Here is a 21613-nt window from a genome sequence, read left to right as displayed (position 1 = left end):
GGCCTTGCGGAGACAGCTCCTTTCTTTATGACTAGACGGTTATAGGTTCGACATCCGGTAAAGCGGCATTAATGTCTCATAAGTGGAAGAAGCAAGTGCGAGCAGCGCTTCGCCGTCACGGAGAATGGGATCGTTTGCTTGGACATGGCGGCCGATAAGGAGCTCAGCCTTCTGCACGTCCCGGAAACGGACAAGCGCGTTTTTCCAGTCCTTTTTGGTCATCGTGCCGACCGGCGTCGATTCTTTTTTCATATGGTCAAGAGAGAGGACATAATCCTTTGGGACATTCGCGATGACATCGTCGATTTGTTTTAAGAAAGCCGTGGCGATATTGGCTTTGTTCGGAACCTCGTAAATAAGCGCCAGCCACAGAAATAAATGGTCATCGAACAGGCCCAGCTGGAAATGGGGATGTGCTTTGTAGCCGCGTTTGTTACTGCAAATCGCCAGCCAAGTATCCTTCGGCGGATTGACTTTGCGGCGAGCGTGCCTAGCGACATGCAGGTGCATTTCGTTACCGGCATGCACGGCAGCGTCGACGCTAAGCTGCTCACCAATTGCGCGAAACTTGGGTTGAATCTGGTTTTGAATGGCTGCCATCCGTTCTTCGAGTCCCTCGATTCCGAATACATCGAAATCAGCTTGAGTAAATCCGGCAAGCTTGGCCGTGTCGGTCTGTGTTGTCATATGCTTATGCTCCTTTGATTAAAAAATCATTACTGCGCTAATTTCAAATAAAATATGGCGATTTGAGTGCGGTCACGAAGCTCAAGTTTATTTAAAATTTCGGAAATATAATTCTTGATGGTTCCTTCGCTTAAAAATAAAGTTGAAGCAATCTCCTTGTTGGATTGCCCATCGGCAATTAATTTAACGATTTGAACCTCTGCTTGCGTAAGGCCGGCGATGGCAGTTGCTCTTCCGGATTCGACACGCGGCGTCTCGAGCATCCCGGCCAGCTTGCGGGCGATGTCCGGATGGATGAGGACGGAGCCTTCATGGACGGTCTTAATACCGCTGATAATGCGGCTCGGGGGAACATTTTTGAGCAGATAGCCGTTAGCCCCGTTTCGAATGGCTTGCGCGATGTATTCATCGTCATCGAAGGTCGTTAAGATAAGAACGGCAGGGGGAGAGTTAAGCGCGCGAAGCAGCTTGGTTCCCTCTACGCCGTCACAGACAGGCATCCGAATATCCATCAGCACCACATCGACAGCATTCTGACTCGCAAACGCTGCTGCCTCTTGTCCGTTGCCGCAAACCCCCGCGACATGCAAATCATGATCCAGCTCCAAAATAACCTTCATGCTCTCGCGTATAAAAGGATCGTCATCCACGATCAATACTTGGATCATTAGCAAACAACTCCATTTCTAAGCTCTCGAAATACTCGTTAACCGCCCAGAAGCGGAAGCGTCGTCGTGATGGAGAAACGATCGGTCTTCGTCCATTCCACTCGTCCGCCGATTAATGCCATCCGTTCTCTCATGCCCCGCATGCCAAGACCTGCTTCGATCGGCTCCTCCGGCAAACTGCCGTTATTCGCTATCGTAAGCGAAACGCTTGAGGCAAGGAAATCAAGGTCAACCGTGACGGAGGTCGCTTTTCCGTGACGAACGGCATTCGTGATCGCTTCCTGGGCGTTTTTGAACAGGATGAGCTCCATGCTCGGATACAGCGGCCTCGGATTACCCGTTACTTGGAAGTTGACCGTTATGCCTAGGCCAGCTGCCGACTCTTCCACGAGACGGTCGAGCGCATAACGTCTGATATCTTTTTCTCCGTCTGCTGCCAACCTTCGGACGGTCCGGCGCATCAGCTCCATGCTGTCCTGCAGCTGATCGCGAATTTGCTCGACTGTGCCGCGTGCTCTAACGGTATCCGCATCAAATAGATGCAGCGCGGCTTCCGACATCATTTTGACGCGTATAAGCCGGTGGCCCAGATCATCGTGAATATCTTTGGCGATGCGGTTGCGCTCTTCAATCTGAGCCTGATATTCAACCTGCATCGCGTATTCCTGCATTCGGCTTTTTGCGGCATCGAGCTCCGCATGGCTGGCGGCTAACGCTTCGTACAAGTCTTCTATTTGATGATGCTTTTCCTCGTATTCTTTGGAAGCGTAGAGAATGGCAGCTGACGTAATCCACAGCAGAGCGGCAGTTAAGAGCAGTTGAGGATCACGGCTTTGCAAGCAGGCGATCAGTGCTGTTAGGCCGATTGCTGACCACAGGATGCTGTACATACGGTCAGGCCTGCCGCGGAATGAAGCGATTAGAGTAGAGAAAAGCAAGAGAAATAGGACTCCTCCATACGTATGGGAAAACCAAGCGAAGCTTATGAACTCGGCTGCCAGCAATAGATTGCGGAATTTAGGAAGCAGGGAGCTCGATTTTATCAGCAAAAGCGCTAGCAGGACACAGGCCGTATAAAAGGCATAGAAGCTCGGACTGACGTGAATGACACTGATAACGGAAGGTACCGCTACCAGCAAGGCTCGAATCCGATAGAGCAGTATATTCATATCGAAATGGCTCCCGCAGCTGAATTTGCTTCATTATAGCACAATCTTTGAGGGATGTTCGAAATGAAAAAAGGTATTCATCCAACCTTCACGCTCTCGGTCCGGCCTTTGGCAAGAGGTGACTTTTGTCACCTTCAGAAGGTGACTTAATAGACCTGTTTCCTTATTCGTCCTGGCGTACAATAGGTTTATCAGAAAGAAACCAGGAGGATGAGTGATCTATGAATCTAGTTGCATTTCGCGAGGTTGTCAAAAAATACGATACGGCGTTAACCGTTAACCACCTTACTTTTAATATCGGCGAGGGTGAAATTTTCGGCTTGCTTGGTCCGAACGGCGCAGGCAAAAGCACAACCATCCATATGCTGTCGGGTCTGCTGGCTCCAAGCGGCGGCGACATTCTGGTCGATGGCTACTCCATTCGGAAGCAGCCGCTTGAGGTGAAAAAACGGATCGGGTTAGTGCCGCAGGAGCTCGCCATATACGAGACGTTGACCGCACAAGAAAATGTAACCTTTTTTGCGAAGTTGTATGGTCTTCGAGGCTCGCTGCTCCGCGATCGCGTGGACGAGGCGCTGCAATTTGTCGGATTGCTTGAGAAAGCGAAGGAGAAACCGTCAACCTTCTCCGGCGGCATGAAAAGACGGCTCAATATCGCATGCGCCATCATGCATCGGCCAAAGTTGATTATCATGGATGAGCCGACGGTGGGAATCGACCCGCAATCCAGAAACCACATTTTAGAGTCAGTAAGAGCCTTAAACAAACTAGGCTCAACCGTGATTTATACGAGCCACTACATGGAAGAGGTGGAGGCGATATGCACGAAAATCGGAATCCTCGATCAAGGCAAGCTTATCGCATGCGGCACAAAGGATGAATTAAAACGCCAGGTCGGGCAGGACGAGAAGCTGATATTTGAAATCGACCGTCTTTCGGTGCGTGCGCGGGATGAAATGGCAGGGCATCCTGGCGTGCAGCATCTGGATGAGCGGGATAACGGGATGACGCTGGAGGTTTCGGTAAAGGAATCGCCGTCCATCCTCCAAGATTTATTGTTTATTATTCAGAAGCACAGCATTAATCTGCGCAAGCTGACACGGGTAGAGCCGAATCTCGAATCGCTTTTTCTGCAAATGACCGGACGCAATTTACGTGACGAATAGGAGGTGCTTGCGATGAGAGTTTGGTGGACGACAGCTTATTATGAATTGATTAAATACAGTCGGATGCGTTCCGTTCTTATTTTATTGATTGGATTGCCGCTTTTGTTAATCTTGCTGCTGGGCAGCGCATTCGATACGGAGATTAAGCCTGCCAAGATCGCTTACTTCAACGAGGATCAGGGTGAGCTTAGAGCGAGCATCGATGCTTTTTGGAACGATGAAGCCAATCAGCCATACATCAAGGTTCTTCAGGCAAAATCGGAAAGCGAAGTGAAGGACTGGGTGCGGGAAGGCCAAGCGGATTTCGGCGTATTTATCCCAGCTATTTTCTCCAAGCAGGTGATGGATGGCGATTCGGCTAAGTGGCTCACGTTCAGCGGACGATACGAAGAGAAAAATATTGCAGCGGATGCGTTTGTAGATCGTTATATGTCAAACGTGAACATGAAACTTGCTGCCATGAAGACGCTTGGGACTGCGGAGGACTCAGGAGCCGGCGCGCAAAACGGTAATTCTGCTGCTGCAGTTGAATCACCGATTATCATCCATAACCTTGGAATGGGAGACAGCGAGTTTTTTGGCGAGACTTCAGCTATCCAATATTATTCGGCAGCTTACCTAATCATGTTCCTGCTGTATGGCGGCATGTCGGCGGCTATCGCATTGCTGAACCAAAAAGAAACCGGTACGCTTCACCGGTTGTATGCAATCCCGCATTCATTCCGCGTGATCGTGTTTGGTATCATCGTAGGCGCTGTTATGCTTGCAGCGCTGCAAGCGGTTGTCATTGTAGCGTTTACGACTTATGTATACGACGTGGATTGGGGCAGGCAGTTTGGAGCTATTGCGTTAATTTGTTTGCTTACGACAGCGGCTGGCGCAGCGCTTGCCATCACGATCGCTTCGATTGCCCGCACTAGAAAAACAACGCAAACCTTATTCACTATCATCGTATTCAGCATGACGTTTCTTAGCGGAGGCATGATGACCGGTATCGAGAGAATGGTCGGTGGAGCTAATAAATTAACGATAAATCACTGGGCCAACGAAAGTCTTCGGGCCATCATGAGCGGTACGGCCGACTCGGAGGTTTGGCACGGAATCGGTATACTCGGACTGATCGCAATCGCGCTTACAATAATCGCAGTCGTTAGATTGCCAAAGGTGGTAAAGCAGCATGCCTAGCTTGCATATCGCAGCTCAGCTTATACGCAGAACGATGGGGACACGTCGCGGGCTGATCATGAATGTACTGATTCCGGCGCTTATTTTATCCATGATGGTCGGGTTGTTCTCAAGCTTAGAAGGAAAAAAAGCCGTTATCGCGGTTAATAATGCGGATACGGGAATATTAGGCGCCTATTTAGCTTCCTCGATCGTAAAGGAGACGCTTTTCGATATTCAAAGCGTGTCCAAATCCGAGCAAGAGCTTAAGACGCTCGTCGTCGACGGGAAAGCGGACGCTGCCATTTTTATTCCTTCCGATTTTACGGAGAAAATGCTTAAGGGCACTCACGCTAACGCATCTCTTTACCGAATGGATCAGCAGCTGTGGAATGCCTCGCTTGCCGCCATTCTGGCAACGGAAGCAGACCGGCTATTTGCTTCTGTCAATCTTATCCGGGGAGACGCAGGCGAATCGGGTGTTGATATAACAAAGCTGACAGCGCTGCTTGAAGCACAAGCAGCACCCGCCATCACCGCAGAAAATGACGAAATGAAGCTTGGCCATATCGTTTCCAATCCGATGATGATCGGGTTGATTCTGATGTTTCTTATGCTACTCGTCAGTCAATCCATCGGATTTGTAATGGAGGACCGGGAGCAGCGAACGATGGCTAGAATGTTTACCGCGCCGCTTCGGTCTTTGGATATCGCATTCGGCAATTTTATGGGCAGCATACTGGTAGGCACCATGCAGCTTGTGATTGTGCTGAGCCTGATGTATTTCGTCTTCGGCTATTCGCCCGGCATTCCTTTTGGCTCCATGCTGCTTGTTCTGGAATTTTTCCTGCTCGCGGCAGTCGGCGTAGCTTCAGCCATCGCCGGCCTGGTACGTAACAGCACGCAGCTCTCCCAAATCAACAATCTAGTGATTACGCCTTCCTGCATGATCAGCGGCTGCTTTTTCCCGCTTTCGATTCTGCCTGATTTTATGCAAAAGCTTGCCAATTTCACCCCTCAAAAATGGGCGATTATGGCGATTGACCGCTTGAGCGGCGGTGGCAGCTTTAGCGATATCGGCCTGCAGCTGCTGATCCTGCTTTTGTTCGCTGCCGTATTGCTGGCCTTTGGCTCGGTGGTGCTTAGACCGAATCGCACGAGCTGACCGCTGCCCGTTTGTTTCCCGCGAAAATAGTCTTGACTTCGAAAGCGTAGTATTGTAAATTTGTCAAAACTTCATGACTTTCTAACAGCGTTGACCAAGGCTATGATAATCAGCAAACGTTTATTTCAGAGAGGAAGCCCGCAGGCTGCAAGGCTTCTATAAACGATTGATTCATCCCTACCTTGCGAGCTGCAGCAGTAATTTTTGGATCGTGCTGCTGCCGGAATTTCTATTCCGTTATCGCATAAGAGCTGCTCAGGTTTACTGCGGCTATATTAGGGTGGTACCACGAACGCATTCGTCCCTTACGAATGCGTTCTTTTTGTTTTCAAAAAAATGGGATAATTACGATTGGAGGGTTACCAAGAAATGAGACAAAGCCAGCTTTTAATGCCAACCCTGCGGGAAGCGCCATCCGACGCGGAAGCGGTCAGTCATCAATGGATGCTGCGCGCGGGACTAATCCGGCAGCTAGCTGCCGGAATTTATACCTATTTGCCGCTGGGCCGCCGCGTATTAAGGAAGTTAGAGCAAATTGTCCGTGAGGAAATGGATCTCGCCGGAGCTCAAGAGGTCTTAATGCCGGCGATGCAGCCTGCCGAACTGTGGCAGCAATCCGGCCGCTATGAGCTTTACGGACCTGAACTCATGCGGCTGCGGGACCGGCATGAGCGTGAGTTTACGCTTGGTCCTACACATGAAGAAGTAATCACGGCTTTGGTCCGCAGCGAGGTGAGTTCCTACCGCCAGCTTCCCTTGACGCTTTATCAAATCCAAACGAAATTCCGCGATGAGAAACGGCCGCGTTTCGGCTTGCTGCGCGGCAGGGAGTTTCTGATGAAGGACGCTTACTCTTTTGACGCGGATTGGGAAGGGCTTCACCGCAGCTACACCAGCATGTATGAATCCTATCACCGTGTATTTACTCGCTGCGGGCTCAATTTCCGATCGGTTGAAGCAGATGCGGGTTCTATCGGCGGCGAGGGCGGAACGCATGAATTTATGGCGCTGGCGGACATTGGCGAAGACACGATAGCGGTTTGCGATGCGTGCAGCTACGCCGCAAACCTGGAAAAAGCGGAGTATGGAACGAAGGCGAAGGCGGACTCCGGGAAAACATCAGCTCAGGTGGAGCACGCGGTTGAGCTTGAGCGCCATTATACGCCGGATCTAAGAAAAATCGATCAGCTGTGCGAAGCATTTGGGCTTGGAGCGGATTCTTTCATCAAAACAATGATTTACCTAGCCGATGGCGAACCTGTAGCCGTCATCATCCGGGGAGATCATGAGGTGAATGAAATAAAAGTGAAAAATAAGCTGGCTGCCGCCCATCTCGAGCTGGCGGATCAAGCGACAACAGAGCTGGTGACTGGCGCGCCTATCGGCTTTGCAGGTCCGATTGGCCTTAAGATTCCGATTCTAGCTGATTTTGCGGTTCTTGCAATGGAGAGCGGAATCGCAGGAGCCAATGAAAAGGATGTTCACCTTGGCAATGTGAGACCGAATGTGCATTTGGCGCAGGCGCAAGCCGGCGATTACCGCAATGCAGCAGCAGGAGATTGCTGCCCGCGCTGCGCGGAGGGAAGCTTGACGTTCTACCGCGGTATAGAAGTCGGTCATGTATTTAAGCTTGGCACCAAATACAGCGAGTCATTGCAGGCCAAATATTTGAATGCCTCAGGCACAGCGCAGCCTTATATTATGGGCTGTTACGGAATTGGGGTATCCAGGCTACTGTCTGCCGTATTGGAGCAGCACTGCGACGGCAACGGAATCATATGGCCAAGGTCAATCGCGCCGTACCAGGTACATGTGGTGCCCGTATCGGTGAAAGATCCCGTGCAAATGGATTTGGCCGCTCATATTACCGCCAGGCTTAACGAAGCTGGAGTGGATACGCTCATGGATGATCGCGACGAACGGCCCGGCGTTAAATTCAAGGATTCGGATTTGATCGGGATACCGCTTCGCATCGTCGTCGGCAAACACGCAGCCGAAGGAGCGGTAGAGCTGAAGGTAAGAAAGGCAGGAGAAATCCAAAAGCTGGGCTTGGAAGAAGCGATTTCATTCGCGCTCGGATCGGAATATTGATTTTTGCTTATAGGTGCTGCTTACAGCATGAACATGCGGAGCGGATCGCATCTAGGCAAAATTTTTTTGAAATTCCGCCGCTGCCTATGGAATATTCAGGGAAATAGGGTGCGAACCGTCTCGATCTGGAGGCGGGCGCGCCCTTTTTTTATGAAAGTCGCCTTTCAGCGTAAAATTAGTCAATAATCCAAGTTGCCATAACATAAGATGGAGTATAAGATAAAAGTAAGAACAAATTATCAGAACATTTCGTCAACTAATCTGAGGTAAGGGAGGGATTGCCGTGAACAAAAGCCATGAAGTCGAATATTGCAATTTGGAGCTGCGATTTGACCGCCGGCAAATCCAAAATCTCATCCGCGATCTTATTCAGGAGGGTTATTCCTTGTACTGGAGCGAGACGGAGGGACAGTTCCTTGTATCGATCCGAACCGGCCGCAAGCTCGTGAAGCTTCAATTCCAGCGTATGAAGAACCGTTACAAAATTGTCGGAGATTACATCATTAAAGACGAGAAGCTGTCAGAGTTGATTGAAAAGCTGATTAATGACACACGTGGACATGCGGTTGTAAAGCGCATTAAAGATCGTCAAATCGTCATTGAGAGTATTATGTTCGGTGAGATTATACGACTCGTGGAGGTGTCCGGTATGGAACATCGGATTATTTATCAGAAGAAGCCTTTCGTTACAATAGAAGAAATGATCAGAGCTTTTCAATCCAAGCGTGCAGAAGAAAGAGCCATCGTGCTGCGCTATGAGCTTGATTACGAGTTGTCGATGCTGTTTGACGCATTGCAGGGCACGGACGAGGAAGCGGTTTCTGAGTCCAAAGAGCGATTGATGGCACTTCGCTCGGAAATGTTGCAACTGGAACTCTGATGATAGTTGGCTACCCCGATATGCAAACATAAAACGATCAATTGCTGCGAATCAACCAGCGATTGATCGTTTTTAGGTTGTATGCAAGGAGGAAACCTTTTGTCTATTTTCATGAAAAATATGGGGTTATTAAGCATATATAAGATATTCTTTTTAAATCGGTCAATAATTTTGATGCCGATATTCCGACATTTTTCGGGTTAGGCAGTTTTCTTCTTGGAATAAAAAGAGTAAAATAAAACTATTGTGACCCAAAATAGACGATAAAGGATGGAAGAACCAGATGTCAAAACAGCAAATTGGCGTAATTGGATTGGCCGTGATGGGTAAAAACCTTGCCCTTAACATTGAGAGCAGAGGTTTCACGGTATCGGTGTTCAACCGTTCCCGCGAGAAGACAGATGATCTCGTTCAAGAAGCGGCAGGAAAAAATCTTTTCCCTACCTATACAATCGAAGAGTTTGTTCAGTCGCTTGAAGTTCCGCGCAAAATTTTGATCATGGTACAAGCAGGAGCGGGTACGGACGCAACAATCGATTCCCTCGTTCCCCATTTGGCGGAAGGCGACATTATCATTGACGGCGGAAACGCATATTTCCCTGATACCGTTCGCCGCAGCAAGGATCTTGAAGCTAAAGGCTTCCGTTTCATCGGTACGGGCGTTTCCGGCGGCGAAGAGGGCGCTTTGAAAGGACCTTCCATTATGCCGGGCGGACAAAAATCCGCATACGAGCTGGTTGAACCGATCCTTACCGCAATTTCCGCAAAAGTCGGAGATGACGCATGCTGCACTTATATCGGACCAGACGGCGCAGGCCACTATGTGAAGATGGTACATAACGGAATCGAGTATGGCGACATGCAGCTGATTTGCGAAGCTTATGACCTGCTCAAGAACGTTCTTGACGTTAGTGCCGAAGAGCTTCACGAGATCTTCGCCGAGTGGAACAAAGGCGAGCTAGACAGCTATCTTATCGAAATTACAAGAGATATCTTCTCCAAATACGATCCTGAGACAGGCAAACCAATGGTAGACGTTATCTTGGATTCCGCTGGTCAAAAGGGCACAGGAAAATGGACCAGCCAAAGCTCGCTTGATCTTGGCGTACCTCTTTCCATCATTACGGAATCCGTATTCACTCGCTTCTTGTCCGCTATGAAGGAAGAGCGCGTTGCGGCAAGCAAGGTCCTTAACGGTCCTGCAAAAGCACCGTTCACAGGCGACAGAGCAGCTTTTATCGAGTCAGTGCGCAAAGCATTGTTTGCAAGTAAAATCTGCTCGTACGCGCAAGGCTTTGCCCAAATGCGCGCAGCTTCCGAAGAATACAACTGGGATCTTAAATACGGCGAAATCGCGATGATTTTCCGCGGCGGCTGCATTATCCGTGCACGCTTCCTGCAAAACATCAAAGACGCTTACGACCGTGATCCGAATCTGCGCAACCTGTTGCTCGATTCTTATTTCCAAAACATCGTTGAAACATACCAAGGCGCATGGCGTGAAGTGATTGCGACTGCCGTAACAAACGGCGTTCCGGTCCCTGCGTTCTCAAGCGCTATCGCGTATTTCGACAGCTACCGTACGGAGCGTCTGCCGGCGAACCTGCTTCAAGCGCAGCGTGATTACTTCGGTGCACATACGTTCAAGCGTTTGGACAAAGAAGGCAGCTTCCACTTCAACTGGATGCAATCTTAATTCCAAAAGCCATTTATTGACTCGTCTCGAGGGGATTGTCCGTAATTAATCCGTAGGTTGCCAGGCGCAGCCAGCTCCGCAGACGATCAGCCTCTTGATCGGAGTAATGTCTCCGGTGAATGAGCGACATGGCCGCTTCGGCAAAAAAATGAAAGTTCTGCATTAAGCGTGGCTGCGAAAGATCCATTAAGGCTGGATCTTCGTCAGCCACCTTTTTTTTAATAAACTCGAGCACCCAAATGACATCCTCACGGCAAAGGGGATGATCAGGATCGAGAATCCGATTGATACGCTTTTGAGTGGGGTGGGGACCTTGCAAATGAAGATCTCTGGTCATCGCTAACGTCACTCCTATCGTTGATTAAACATCATTATCATCCATACGACATATGTAACTTTTTTATACCCTAGAATAATAAAAAAATGATATGATGTTTTAGAAAAAATGGTTCAGGAAGAATGAAAAGGGTGAAACCGTTAGATGGAAAGGCAGCTATGGAATAAATTAGTGTTGATCGGCTTTATGGGAACCGGCAAATCAACCGTCAGCAAGCTGCTCGCGGAGAAGCTGGGCTGGAAGCGGGTCGACGGGGACGAGGAAATCGAGAGGCTGGAAAATAAGCGGATTTCTGATATTTTCGCGACTGACGGTGAAGCTGGATTTCGTGAAATCGAAACCAAAGTGCTGGATTTGATTTTGGCAAGCGGTGATTCCTGCGTTGTTGCTACGGGCGGAGGCGCTGTACTTCGCGAGGTAAACCGGGAGCTGATGCTGAGCAAAGGTTATGTCGTCGCGCTTAAAGCGAACCCAGAGCAAATTATTGCACGGGTGAAGTCGGACAATGCCCGTCCCCTGCTGCAGGGTGACGCGGAAGAGCGAGTGAATTTGCTGTTGGAGCAGCGTAAGCATGCTTACGATTTTGCGCATCTTACGATTGATACGACGAATATGTCCGCCGAAGAGGTTGTTGCGACTATTCTGGCGCAATGGGCCAAGGAGCAATAGTAAATGAAACATCATTTCAGGAGGCTCGCTGCCCTTGGGATGTATATCATATTGTAAAGGGAGATCATACGAACTATGGACGTTTTAGTGACACCAACGCCAAGACTTGAAGGTGAGCTTCAAGCGCTTTCTTCGAAAAACTACACGACTCGCTACCTGTTGGTAGCCGCGCTTGCTGAAGGCACAAGCACGATTTATTTTCCTGCCCATAGCGAGGATAGCGATGCGATGCGCCGCTGCATCCGAGATTTGGGCGCTATTGTGGAGGAAGACGAGGAGAAAATCACGATAACGGGCTTTGGCCGTCGTCCCAAACCTGTTGAGCAGCTGGATGTAGGGAATGCCGGCGCCGTATTGCGTTTTTTGATGGCCATAGCTGCTTTATGCCCAGACGTTACCTTCATCAACCGTTATCCGGATTCACTCGGCAAACGGCCGCATAGCGATTTGATCGATTCGTTATCCGCGATGGGCGTTTCCATTGAACACAATGAAGGGAAACTTCCGATCCGCATTCAAGGCGGTGCGCCAAAAGGCGGGAAAATTCAAGTATCAGGCAACATCAGCTCGCAATTTTTAAGCGCTCTGTTATTTTTGACGCCTCTATTGGAGGATGATAGCGAGATTGAAGTATTGCATGATTTAAAATCAAAGGTTGTCGTCGGCCAGACTCTTGAGGTGCTGGAGCAAGCAGGCATTATTATCCATGCGGATGAGGATTATATGCGCTTCCGCGTTCCAGGCGGTCAAAGCTACGAGGCAAAAACATATTCCGTACAAGGAGACTACCCGGGCTCCGCGGCCATTTTAGCAGCAGCTGCCGTGACGGAGTCGGATGTCATCGTACATCGTTTGGAAGAGAAGAGCAAGCAAGGCGAGCGCGCGGTAGTTGACGTGCTGAAGATGATGGAGGTTCCTCTCACGCATGAGAACGGAATCGTTCATGTAAAAGGCAACGGTAAGCTAAAAGCGGTTGAGTTCGACGGTGACCACGCGACGGACGCGGTTCTAGCGATGGTAGCTGCGGCTGTATTTGCCGAAGGAACTTCCCGGTTTTATAATGTAGAAAATTTGCGTTACAAAGAATGCGACCGCATTACCGATTACTTAAACGAGCTTCGAAAAGCAGGAGCAAACGTAGAAGAACGTCAAGCTGAGATTATCGTACACGGCCGGCCGGAAGGCGTGGAAGGCGGCGTCGAGATCAATGCCCATTATGATCACCGCGTTATTATGGCGTTGACGGTTGTGGGCCTGCGGGCGAAACAGCCGCTTCGCATTCGCGATGCCCATCATGTTGCGAAGTCGTATCCGATTTATTTCGATCATTTAAAAGCGCTTGGCGCAAATGTAGAATGGATTGAAGGATAAACGGACGAAAGACGCTTAAACTATTGTTCATATCCTGTAGAACTGAGGTGTTACGATGGTTTTTGAGAATCCTACGCGCGAGAAAATCAAAGGTATTTTGGAAAAAAGCATGACGGTCGCCGTTGTTGGTTTATCCGACAAGCCGGACCGTGTGTCTTACATGGTATCCGAAGCCATGCAGGCGAAGGGCTATACAATTATTCCCGTCAACCCTAATGCCGATATCATATTGGGTCAGAAAAGCTATGCTACGCTTAAAGATATTCCTGTACCCGTTGATATTGTCAATGTTTTCCGCAGAAGCGAGCATACCCCTCCGGTTGCGGAGGAGGCGGTTGCGATTGGCGCCAAAACCCTGTGGCTGCAGCTCGGTATTTCGAACGAGGAAGCGGCAGCAATTGCTGTTGCAGGCGGTCTCGAGGTCATTATGGACCGTTGCATTAAGGTTGAGGATTCTATCCTACTTCCTGGCGGAAAATCCAAAACATAACTGTTATAAAAAAGCGGGCTCTCCTACACAATAAGAAGGCTTCATTAGCGAGTTTCGATTGCCTTTCGGGGCAAACGGCATTTGCTTGAAGACTTTATGATTGTAATCCAAGGAGGACACGACGTGAATCAATTTTCGCAACAACCGGGTAATTACCAAGGCCAACAGAGCTACCTAAACCAAGGCACGCATTTTGAGCCGACAGGCCATGTGCAATCTCATTACCAAGGGCAGCTCAGCCAACCGACTTTCGGCAGACAAACGAATTCCATCGTTTCGAATGTGCCAGGCGGTTACCAAGCGTCTAATTCGTATAACCAAGGCGTGCAGCACTATGCGCCAATGAGTTATTCGAATATGACTCATCCGGTAGGAACGAATAATTCATTCATCTCGCATCAACCGGTACAAAGCTACGCTCAATCGCCTGCAACGGCTTTCGGCAGCGTAGGTCCGGTTATCGCACATCTAGGGTACCAAGCTGGTCCAGACAGCCAGCAATCGCACCAGCAATCCTATAACCAAAATTCCGGCATGAATTTTGGAGCTCAAAACTACAATTCCCAATTCACTAACTCAAGTTTTGGCGGCTACCCGCAATCTAATGCACAAAGCGGTTACGGTATGACACCGACTCATTCGTACACAACATCGCAAACACCTGTGCTAGACGTGACAAACAGCTACCAACAATCTGGTCCGGTTATTTCTCACGTTGGCGGATATACAGCTACAAACGCTCAAAACTCAACTTATTTTGGCGGAAATCGCTAACTAAGTAAAATTAATTGAAAAGAATCATCAACATCGGCGGGCCTTAGCGGGCTCGCCGTTTTACTTTGACAAAAATGGAGCAAACGCTTAACATCGATATAGATGTTTGCGATTGGGATTACGAAGTTAGTTTTGCTGCGCAAAACAAAGCTAATGCTTACGAAGTCAGTTTTGCTGCGCAAAACTTTAGGAGGTGCAAGATGGTTTTTATGGGAAGCCTGCAGCAGCTCGGCAGAGCATTTATGCTGCCGATGATTGTATTGCCCGGCGCGGCTATTTTTTTAAGCTTAAGCAAGCTGCCGTGGGCGTACATCGGACTGCCAGGCATGGAAGGTTATTTAGTAACGGCCAGCGAAACGATTTTTACGTTTTTACCATATATCTTTGCGCTTGGCATATCGCTTGGGTTAACGGGAAACGCGCTTGCAGCCGGCATGGCTGCCCTTGTAGGCATGTTTATCTACAGCGGCATAACTGGTTCTGCCGAGGTCCCTATCGAACCGACTGTGCTCATAGGCACCTTGATCGGTATTATTGCTGGCGTTAGCCATGAGCGCTTTAAAAGTCTTCGTTTACCGGAATACATACAGTTTTTTGGCGGACCGAGATTTGTTCCGCTGTTCGTAAGCGTCATATGCCTGCTGTTCTCCATAGGCATGATCAATGTCGCGCCGTACCTGCAGAAACTGCTTGTTGAACTGGGAGAAATCGTTGCTTCCGGCGGCGGCTTCGGGGTATTCCTATATGGTTTTGTCCATCGGATTTTGGTCGTGTTCGGCCTTCATCATCTTGTTAGCCATGTATTCTGGTTCCAGATTGGGGGCTATGAGACCGCAACCGGGAAAATGGTATACGGCGACCTGCCGCGTTTCTTTGCGGGAGATCCAACTGCGGGCGTTTTTATGGCAGGCTTATATCCGACGATGATGTTCGCATTGCCCGCCATTGCGCTTGCTATCATTCACGAAGCTCGTGAAGATTTAAAGCCTAAAATCCGGAAAACCTTTCTATACGCGGCGTTGGCATCGTTTCTAACGGGCGTTACCGAGCCGGTTGAATTCGCTTTTTTATTCGTTGCCCCGTATTTATATGTCGTTCACGCCATATTATCAGGTATTATCATGTGGGTTACCTATGAACTGGGGATAAGACACGGATTTTCATTCTCGGCGGGTGCTATCGATTTTGTTATCAATGAGCATTTGGCGACAAGAGGCTGGCTTATAATACCGATTGGCATCGTAGTCGGATTTATTTATTACTTCTTGTTCCGCTGGGCAATCCGAAGGTTTCGAATCCCTACCCCCGGCCGCGAGGAAGGCTCTCAACTCGATGAATGGGCAGGGGATATTCCATATCGCGCGCCTCTTATTTTGCAGGCGATCGGGGGCAAACAAAATATCGTCAAAATGGAATCCTGCATAACAAGACTGCGGCTTAAAGTATCAAACGACAAGCTGCTCGATGTAAATGCGCTGCGCAATCTTGGCGCTGCAGGCGTAATTAAGCTAGGCGGAGGACAGGTACAAGTCGTGTTCGGAACGTACTCTGAGCTTATTCGGGAAGAAATGATTAAGACGATTCATCGCGATCAAGCACAGGTTCTGTTCCATTCGCCGATGCAGGGCCGCATGATTCCGCTTGACGAGGTGCCCGATCCGATTTTTGCCGGAAAGCTCGTTGGACAAGGCGTTGCGTTCATCCCCGAGAAAGGGGAGCTTGTTTCACCGGTAAAAGGGAAAGTCATTCATATTTATCCGACGATGCATGCCATTGGTTTGCTTACGCCAGAGGGACTGGAAGTACTTCTTCATATCGGTATCGATACGTCGCGTCTGGCAGGCAAAGCTTATTTTAACGCGCTGGTTAAAGAAGGCGACGAAGTTACGCCGGGCATGATGCTTATCAAGTTTGATCTGCAGCGGGTGAGGAAGGAAAGCAAGTCGCTTGCTACCCCAATGGTGATCACAAATTCAGATCTTGTTCATTCCTGGAGGTTTGCACCGTTCAAAGCGGTGAAAAAGGGGCAGTCCTCGGTGTTGTCTGTTGTACTTAAAGAGAGAAACGGTGGAGGGGAAACACAATGATTCAAGGAATAGGGGCGTCAGCAGGCATAGCGATTGGGAGATCGTTTGTGCTTCCGAACTGGGAATGGGAGCTGCCGGAGCAAAAGATTGACGTAGCGGATTTTGCCCGGGAGTTCGAACGTGTATACGAAGGCATTCGTACCTCTAAGTCGGAAATCGAACAGATTAAGGACGAGCTGCGAGATGTAGTCGGCACGGAGGAAACGCACATATTCGACGCTCATATAGCCATTTTGGACGATCCTGTCTTTATGAATGAAATTCAAGGCATTATCCAGCGCCAGTACAAAGCGGCTGAGGTTGCCGTGAAGGAAGCCATTGACCATTTTGTCACCATGTTCGACTTGCTTGACGATGAATATATGAAGGAGCGCGCGCTGGACATCAAGGATGTCGGAAACCGGCTGCTAAAGCATTTGCTAGGCGCTCCGGAAATAACATTGCCTATGGACACGCAGCCTTTTATTTTGATCGCAAAAGAGCTTTCCCCTTCTCAGCTCGCGCACATTAATCCGCAGCATGTGCTGGGCATTGTTACGCTGGCTGGCAGCACGACCTCGCACTCCGCCATAATGGCAAGGGCGCTTGGCGTACCGCTCGTTGTCGGCGTGGAGACCAAACTCGAGGAGCCGATACAAACCGGTCAGACGCTGATTATCGATGGCAATGACGGATCCGTATATATTAATCCTGAGCAAGAAGTCATCGATGCCTATACGGCGCTGCATGACCGCCAAGCAGAAGCCAAAAAACGGCTTCACGGCATTGCCGGCCATCGTCCGGTCACGCCGGATGGAAAAAGACTTGAGCTGGCCGCCAATATCAGCTCTTTTAAAGAGCTTGAAATTGCCTTGTCCTCCGGTGCGCACGGCGTGGGCTTGTTCCGTACTGAATTTCTGTATATGGACCGCAACCGGTTTCCAAAAGAAGAGGAGCAATTCGATGTTTACCGAAGCGTGGCAGAAAGGCTGGGAGGCGAGCCGCTCGTTATTCGCACGCTTGATGTCGGCGGGGACAAACAACTTGATTATTTTGAATTGCCGGAGGAAGATAATCCTTTCCTTGGCTATCGAGCCATTCGGATTTCGTTAGACCGCAAAGATTTGTTTAAAACGCAGCTTCGCGCCATTTTGCGGGCAAGCCATTTCGGTAAAGTCAAGCTCATGTACCCGCTCATCTCATCGGTTGACGAGGTGCGTGCGGCAAACGCCGTGTTAAACGAAGCTAAGCTGGAGCTTGAGGAAGCAGGTATCCCTTATGACAAAGGGATGAAGATCGGCATTATGATCGAGGTGCCTGCAGCCGTTATGATTGCCGATTTGCTTGCGGAAGAGGTTGATTTCTTCAGCATCGGCACCAATGACCTGGTGCAATTTACCTTAGCGGTTGATCGGATGAATGAAGAGATCTCCCATTTGTATGAGCCGTATCATCCAGCCTTGATTCGAATGTTGCGCATGACGGTTGAAGCTGCCAAGCGGGCCGGTATTTCAGTCGCCGTCTGCGGGGAGCTTGCCGGTGATTTAAGGGCGCTTCCGATTTGGCTCAGTTTAGACGTGGATGAGCTTAGCATGTCCTCGCATTCTATTTTGCAGGTTAAGCAAAGATTGCTGAGCACCTCGCAAATCGAGAGCAGAGAGGTATTTGAACAATTACACAGCTGCCGTACAAGTACGGAGACACTTGCGCTGTTAACGGCATTTATGGATCGCATTGACAAAAAAACAGCGAATGGTTAACCCATTCGCTGTACTAGCGCATCTACGAAAGCTTTTGCATAGGGAGGAAGGTCGGGCGGTCGGCGTGCAGAGATCAGATTCCCGTCAACAACGACAGCTTCATCAAACCAAGTCGCTCCAGCGTTTTCCATGTCATCACGAATGCCTGGCGTTGATGTGACTTTGCGTCCTTCCAAAATTTTTGCTGAAATGAGGACCCAGCCTGCGTGGCAGATTTGACCGATTGGTTTGTCTGCCGCATTCAGCTCTTGTACGAGCTGAAGCACTTTTGGATAACGGCGCAATTTATCGGGTGCCCAGCCGCCCGGAACCAATAGGCCGATAATATCATTGCTGTTCACTTCATCGAAAGAAAGGTCAGCGACGGCGGGTACGCCGTATTTGCCAATATGCGTTTTGCCTTTTTCGGGACCAGCATACAGGACGGTGGCGCCGGCTTCGCGTGCCCGATATACAGGATACCATAGCTCCAAATCTTCGAATTCGTCGTCTAGCAAGCAGATGACGGTTTTGTTTTGTAAGGACATATTTTCCCCTCCATCTATTAAGATCTCTATTATTGTAACGAAGGAGCAACAATGAAGCAAACGAAACCGATAACCGAATCATTATTAGCTTTACGGCTGCTGCGATTTATACCGGCTGTGGCCTGGATGGCCGTTATATTTGCTTTGTCTTCAAGAACGAGCGACGAGATCGACACCTTTCTTCCTTTTTTTCAAAAGTTTTTTCCGTTTATGGAAGGCTTCAATTGGGGGCATTTTGTTTCTTATTTCATTCTTGCGCTCGCGCTTGATTACGGAATCGGAAAAAAAGGAGACCGTTTTTGGATGAAGGTCTGTATCGTACTGCTTTGCGGATTATATGGCATTACGGATGAATATCATCAGTCCTTTGTAGGGGGCAGGATGCCCGATCCATTGGATGTCCGAAATGACATGATCGGAGCGGCGATTTGGACGGCTCTGGCAGCGATGCCATGGGTGCGTTCGAAATGGAGAAAAGTTGCTCCATAGCTAACCTCTTTAGATCTTTTTTAAAACGTTTTAGTAGTAAAAATTACAAGACTGTGTAAGCAGGAATTTGCGCGAAAATGGTCGAATCATTTATAGATTAGAACTCTGAAAGCTATGCTGGCACAGCTAGCTGCTATTAAGAAGGAGTGGACCACTTTGCATAAGAGGTGTCATTGTGGTGACATCATGAAGATGAAACTGCGCACAGTCATTTATTCAGGGAAGGTAGAAATTGATAACGTCCCTATATTCTCCTGTACGAACTGTAACCGAAGTGAAGTATTTCCGGATGTAAAACCGGATTTAACTGGTTTAATCGCCCAACTTGGCGCCCAACCCAATAAACAAACGTTTCTGTTCAATGAATGCAATGAATGGGCAAACTTGCTGGTAGAAGCGAAAGCGGAGAAGCTGCAAACCGACCAATCTGCTTTTGAGAGATTGATCGAGCAGAGAATTAATAAGCTGCTTGATTTGTATTTGCTCGCCCAAACGCTTAATGATGAGGCTTGGATTACGGATTTAAAGAAAAGGCTTGAGCAAATCAGCCGTCGTACACTGCTTACATAAGTGCTCTGAATTGCTTTTTTACATACCGCGCAGCAGAGCCGATCATGCGTCAACATTGCGAAAAGTAATATTTTGTCGTATGATTACGTTAATATGCGTCGTACGTTAATTTAAATCTGAGCTAATGGAGAGAACCACTGTGACGGTAACCATTTATGATGTAGCAAGAGAAGCAGGAGTGTCGATGGCTACGGTTTCACGGGTTGTAAACAACAATCCTAATGTGAAGCCCGCAACACGCAAGAAAGTATATGAAGCAATCGAAAGACTCGGGTATCGTCCGAATGCTGTAGCAAGAGGTCTTGCGAGCAAGAAAACGACTACGGTCGGCGTTGTTATCCCTGATATTTCAAATGCTATTTTTGCGGAAGTAGCACGCGGTATCGAAGATATTGCTAATATGTATCATTATAATATTATTTTGTGTAACGCGGATAAGAAAAAAGACAAAGAAATCCGTGTTATCAACACCCTTTTGGAGAAGCAAGTGGATGGCTTGCTATTTATGGGTGGAGCGGTAACGGAAGAGCATTTGCAAGCTTTTAAGACAGCGAACGTTCCGATCGTACTTTGTGCGACATCTGATGAGAGCGGACAGATTCCGTCTGTCGATATCAATCATGAGGATGCAGCGTTTGATGCGGTTCAGAAGCTGATTGAGCAAGGGCATAAACGTATCGCAATGATTAGCGGAACGCTGCAGGATCCATCTATCGGCTATGCAAGATTCCAAGGCTACAAGCGCGCGCTTGAAGGTGCTGGCATTGCTTATGACGACGCGTTAGTCCGTATTGGCAATTACCGGTATGAATCCGGCGCAGAAGCGATGAAATATTTTATTGAATTGGACGAGCGTCCTACGGCAGTATTCTCCGCAACCGATGAAATGGCGATTGGCGCCATTCATAGCATTCAGGATTCCGGTCTAAAGGTCCCTGATGATATTTCCATTATTAGCGTGGATAACAGCCGCATGGCATCGATGGTTCGCCCTCAGCTGACGGCTGTCGCTCAACCGATGTATGACATCGGCGCCGTTTCCATGCGTTTGCTCACCAAGCTGATGAAAAAAGAAAATGTAGATCAATCCAAAGTGGTGCTGCCGCATGAAATGGTTACGCGTCAATCAGTTGGAGGAATATAATAAAAATGTCTTTTAACAAAATAGGAATTATAGGCGCTATGGCGGAAGAGATCGAGTTGCTGCATGAGCATGTAAACATAGCGTCTCAAGTGAAGAAAGCGGGAATTACATATTATGAAGGGATCCTTCATGGTAAAGAGGTCATTTATTGCAAATCGGGAGTCGGCAAAGTGAATGCGGCTGTCTGCACACAAATATTGCTTGACCTCGGTGCTGATTGTGTTCTCTTTACGGGTGTAGCAGGGGCCATTGATCCTCAGTTGAACATTGGCGATATCGTGGTGTCTACGAGCTGCATCCAGCATGATATGGACTGCTCCCCGCTGGGCTTTGCCCGCGGAACGATACCTTTCCATCCCAGATCAGAGTTTGCAGCGGATGACCGCCTAATCGAGCTTGCGGCTTCTGCTAGCTCAAGGCTCTTCTCTGGTCGCAGCTTGAAGGGAAAGGTACTTTCAGGGGACCAGTTTATTGCTAGCCGCGAGACGGTAAAGCTGCTTCATGAAACTCTTCACGGCGCTTGCGCGGAGATGGAAGGCGCTTCTGTTGCGCAGGTGTGCGATATGAACGAAACGCCGTTTGTTATTATTCGTTCGATGTCGGATAAAGCGGACGGTTCGGCACATGTGAACTTCGCGGAGTTTACCGTTACTGCGTCTAAACATTCCTACCAAATTATCGAAGATATCGTAAAAAATATTTAACCAAATCATACCAGAAAGAACCAGCC

The 21613-nt window shown here is 48.8% G+C and carries 21 protein-coding genes; 16 read left to right on the top strand and 5 right to left on the bottom strand.

From position 1 onward, the window contains the following. Positions 1-39 precede the first annotated feature (39 nt). From MRBLPE1_RS02170 to MRBLPE1_RS02160, 3 genes are read right to left on the bottom strand one after another with little or no spacing between them, the layout of a single operon-like run. On the bottom strand, positions 40-687 hold the full coding sequence (locus MRBLPE1_RS02170) for a DUF1054 domain-containing protein (protein ID WP_364140947.1): 648 nt from the start codon (positions 685-687) through the stop codon (positions 40-42). 29 nt (positions 688-716) lie between these two features. After that, entirely contained in the window at positions 717-1355 is a 639-nt protein-coding gene (locus MRBLPE1_RS02165) for a response regulator transcription factor (protein ID WP_364140944.1), read from the bottom strand. A gap of 38 nt (positions 1356-1393) precedes the next feature. Continuing rightward, positions 1394-2524 (bottom strand): sensor histidine kinase, encoded by a 1131-nt coding sequence (locus MRBLPE1_RS02160; protein ID WP_364140942.1) that lies wholly within the window; start codon positions 2522-2524, stop codon positions 1394-1396. A gap of 221 nt (positions 2525-2745) precedes the next feature. Between MRBLPE1_RS02160 and MRBLPE1_RS02155 the strand changes: the two genes are divergently transcribed. From MRBLPE1_RS02155 to gndA, 6 genes are all read left to right on the top strand, one after another. Continuing rightward, positions 2746-3690: an ABC transporter ATP-binding protein gene (locus tag MRBLPE1_RS02155; RefSeq protein WP_364140940.1), complete on the top strand. Its 945-nt coding sequence runs from the start codon at positions 2746-2748 to the stop codon at positions 3688-3690. Between the two features lie 12 nt (positions 3691-3702). Beyond that, complete coding sequence (locus tag MRBLPE1_RS02150) at positions 3703-4875, top strand: ABC transporter permease (RefSeq protein WP_364140937.1); 1173 nt, start codon at positions 3703-3705, stop codon at positions 4873-4875. Beyond that, a complete protein-coding gene (locus MRBLPE1_RS02145) occupies positions 4868-6019 on the top strand; it encodes an ABC transporter permease (protein ID WP_364140935.1) in 1152 nt (383 codons plus the stop codon). Before MRBLPE1_RS02150 ends, MRBLPE1_RS02145 begins: the two co-directional genes overlap by 8 nt. A gap of 369 nt (positions 6020-6388) precedes the next feature. Then, the gene (locus MRBLPE1_RS02140) at positions 6389-8110 is read left to right on the top strand and encodes a proline--tRNA ligase (RefSeq protein ID WP_364140932.1); all 1722 of its coding nucleotides are present in this window, start codon (positions 6389-6391) and stop codon (positions 8108-8110) included. A gap of 283 nt (positions 8111-8393) precedes the next feature. Further along, the gene (locus tag MRBLPE1_RS02135) at positions 8394-8990 is read left to right on the top strand and encodes a hypothetical protein (protein WP_308994679.1); all 597 of its coding nucleotides are present in this window, start codon (positions 8394-8396) and stop codon (positions 8988-8990) included. A gap of 283 nt (positions 8991-9273) precedes the next feature. Beyond that, positions 9274-10686 carry an NADP-dependent phosphogluconate dehydrogenase gene (gene gndA, locus MRBLPE1_RS02130; protein ID WP_364140929.1) on the top strand — a complete coding sequence of 471 codons (1413 nt, stop codon included), beginning with the start codon at positions 9274-9276 and terminating at the stop codon, positions 10684-10686. A 13-nt stretch (positions 10687-10699) separates the two neighbouring features. On the opposite strand, the gene MRBLPE1_RS02125 is transcribed toward gndA, so the two are convergent. After that, positions 10700-11023, bottom strand: coding sequence for a hypothetical protein (locus MRBLPE1_RS02125; protein ID WP_364140926.1), 324 nt, complete (start codon positions 11021-11023; stop codon positions 10700-10702). Between the two features lie 144 nt (positions 11024-11167). Between MRBLPE1_RS02125 and MRBLPE1_RS02120 the strand changes: the two genes are divergently transcribed. The 6 genes from MRBLPE1_RS02120 (at position 11168) to ptsP (ending at position 18153) form a co-directional block, all read left to right on the top strand. Further along, the gene (locus MRBLPE1_RS02120; protein WP_364140924.1) at positions 11168-11692 is read left to right on the top strand and encodes a shikimate kinase; all 525 of its coding nucleotides are present in this window, start codon (positions 11168-11170) and stop codon (positions 11690-11692) included. A gap of 75 nt (positions 11693-11767) precedes the next feature. After that, entirely contained in the window at positions 11768-13063 is a 1296-nt protein-coding gene (aroA, locus tag MRBLPE1_RS02115; RefSeq protein WP_364140921.1) for a 3-phosphoshikimate 1-carboxyvinyltransferase, read from the top strand. A 55-nt stretch (positions 13064-13118) separates the two neighbouring features. Further along, on the top strand, positions 13119-13553 hold the full coding sequence (locus MRBLPE1_RS02110; RefSeq protein ID WP_364140918.1) for a CoA-binding protein: 435 nt from the start codon (positions 13119-13121) through the stop codon (positions 13551-13553). 123 nt (positions 13554-13676) lie between these two features. After that, positions 13677-14327, top strand: a complete 651-nt coding sequence (locus tag MRBLPE1_RS02105; protein WP_364140915.1) for a hypothetical protein — start codon at positions 13677-13679, stop codon at positions 14325-14327. Positions 14328-14527: 200 nt separating this feature from the next. Further along, entirely contained in the window at positions 14528-16414 is a 1887-nt protein-coding gene (locus MRBLPE1_RS02100) for a glucose PTS transporter subunit IIA (protein ID WP_364140913.1), read from the top strand. Continuing rightward, on the top strand, positions 16411-18153 hold the full coding sequence (gene ptsP, locus MRBLPE1_RS02095; protein ID WP_364140911.1) for a phosphoenolpyruvate--protein phosphotransferase: 1743 nt from the start codon (positions 16411-16413) through the stop codon (positions 18151-18153). Before MRBLPE1_RS02100 ends, ptsP begins: the two co-directional genes overlap by 4 nt. On the opposite strand, the gene MRBLPE1_RS02090 is transcribed toward ptsP, so the two are convergent. Beyond that, entirely contained in the window at positions 18150-18680 is a 531-nt protein-coding gene (locus tag MRBLPE1_RS02090; RefSeq protein WP_364140909.1) for a type 1 glutamine amidotransferase domain-containing protein, read from the bottom strand. The genes ptsP and MRBLPE1_RS02090 overlap by 4 nt on opposite strands. Positions 18681-18731: 51 nt before the next feature. Between MRBLPE1_RS02090 and MRBLPE1_RS02085 the strand changes: the two genes are divergently transcribed. The 4 genes from MRBLPE1_RS02085 (at position 18732) to MRBLPE1_RS02070 (ending at position 21587) form a co-directional block, all read left to right on the top strand. Further along, on the top strand, positions 18732-19169 hold the full coding sequence (locus tag MRBLPE1_RS02085; RefSeq protein WP_364140907.1) for a VanZ family protein: 438 nt from the start codon (positions 18732-18734) through the stop codon (positions 19167-19169). A gap of 192 nt (positions 19170-19361) precedes the next feature. Next, on the top strand, positions 19362-19739 hold the full coding sequence (locus MRBLPE1_RS02080) for a hypothetical protein (RefSeq protein ID WP_364140904.1): 378 nt from the start codon (positions 19362-19364) through the stop codon (positions 19737-19739). 139 nt (positions 19740-19878) lie between these two features. Then, positions 19879-20883 carry a catabolite control protein A gene (ccpA, locus tag MRBLPE1_RS02075; protein ID WP_364140901.1) on the top strand — a complete coding sequence of 335 codons (1005 nt, stop codon included), beginning with the start codon at positions 19879-19881 and terminating at the stop codon, positions 20881-20883. 5 nt (positions 20884-20888) lie between these two features. After that, positions 20889-21587 carry a 5'-methylthioadenosine/adenosylhomocysteine nucleosidase gene (locus MRBLPE1_RS02070; RefSeq protein WP_364140899.1) on the top strand — a complete coding sequence of 233 codons (699 nt, stop codon included), beginning with the start codon at positions 20889-20891 and terminating at the stop codon, positions 21585-21587. Positions 21588-21613 lie beyond the last annotated feature (26 nt).

Source organism: Paenibacillus sp. LPE1-1-1.1 (assembly GCF_040676435.1).
GTDB lineage: Bacteria > Bacillota > Bacilli > Paenibacillales > Paenibacillaceae > Pristimantibacillus.
The sequence above is the reverse complement of the archived record's forward strand: the minus strand, read 5'-3'. Positions and strand labels throughout refer to the sequence as shown.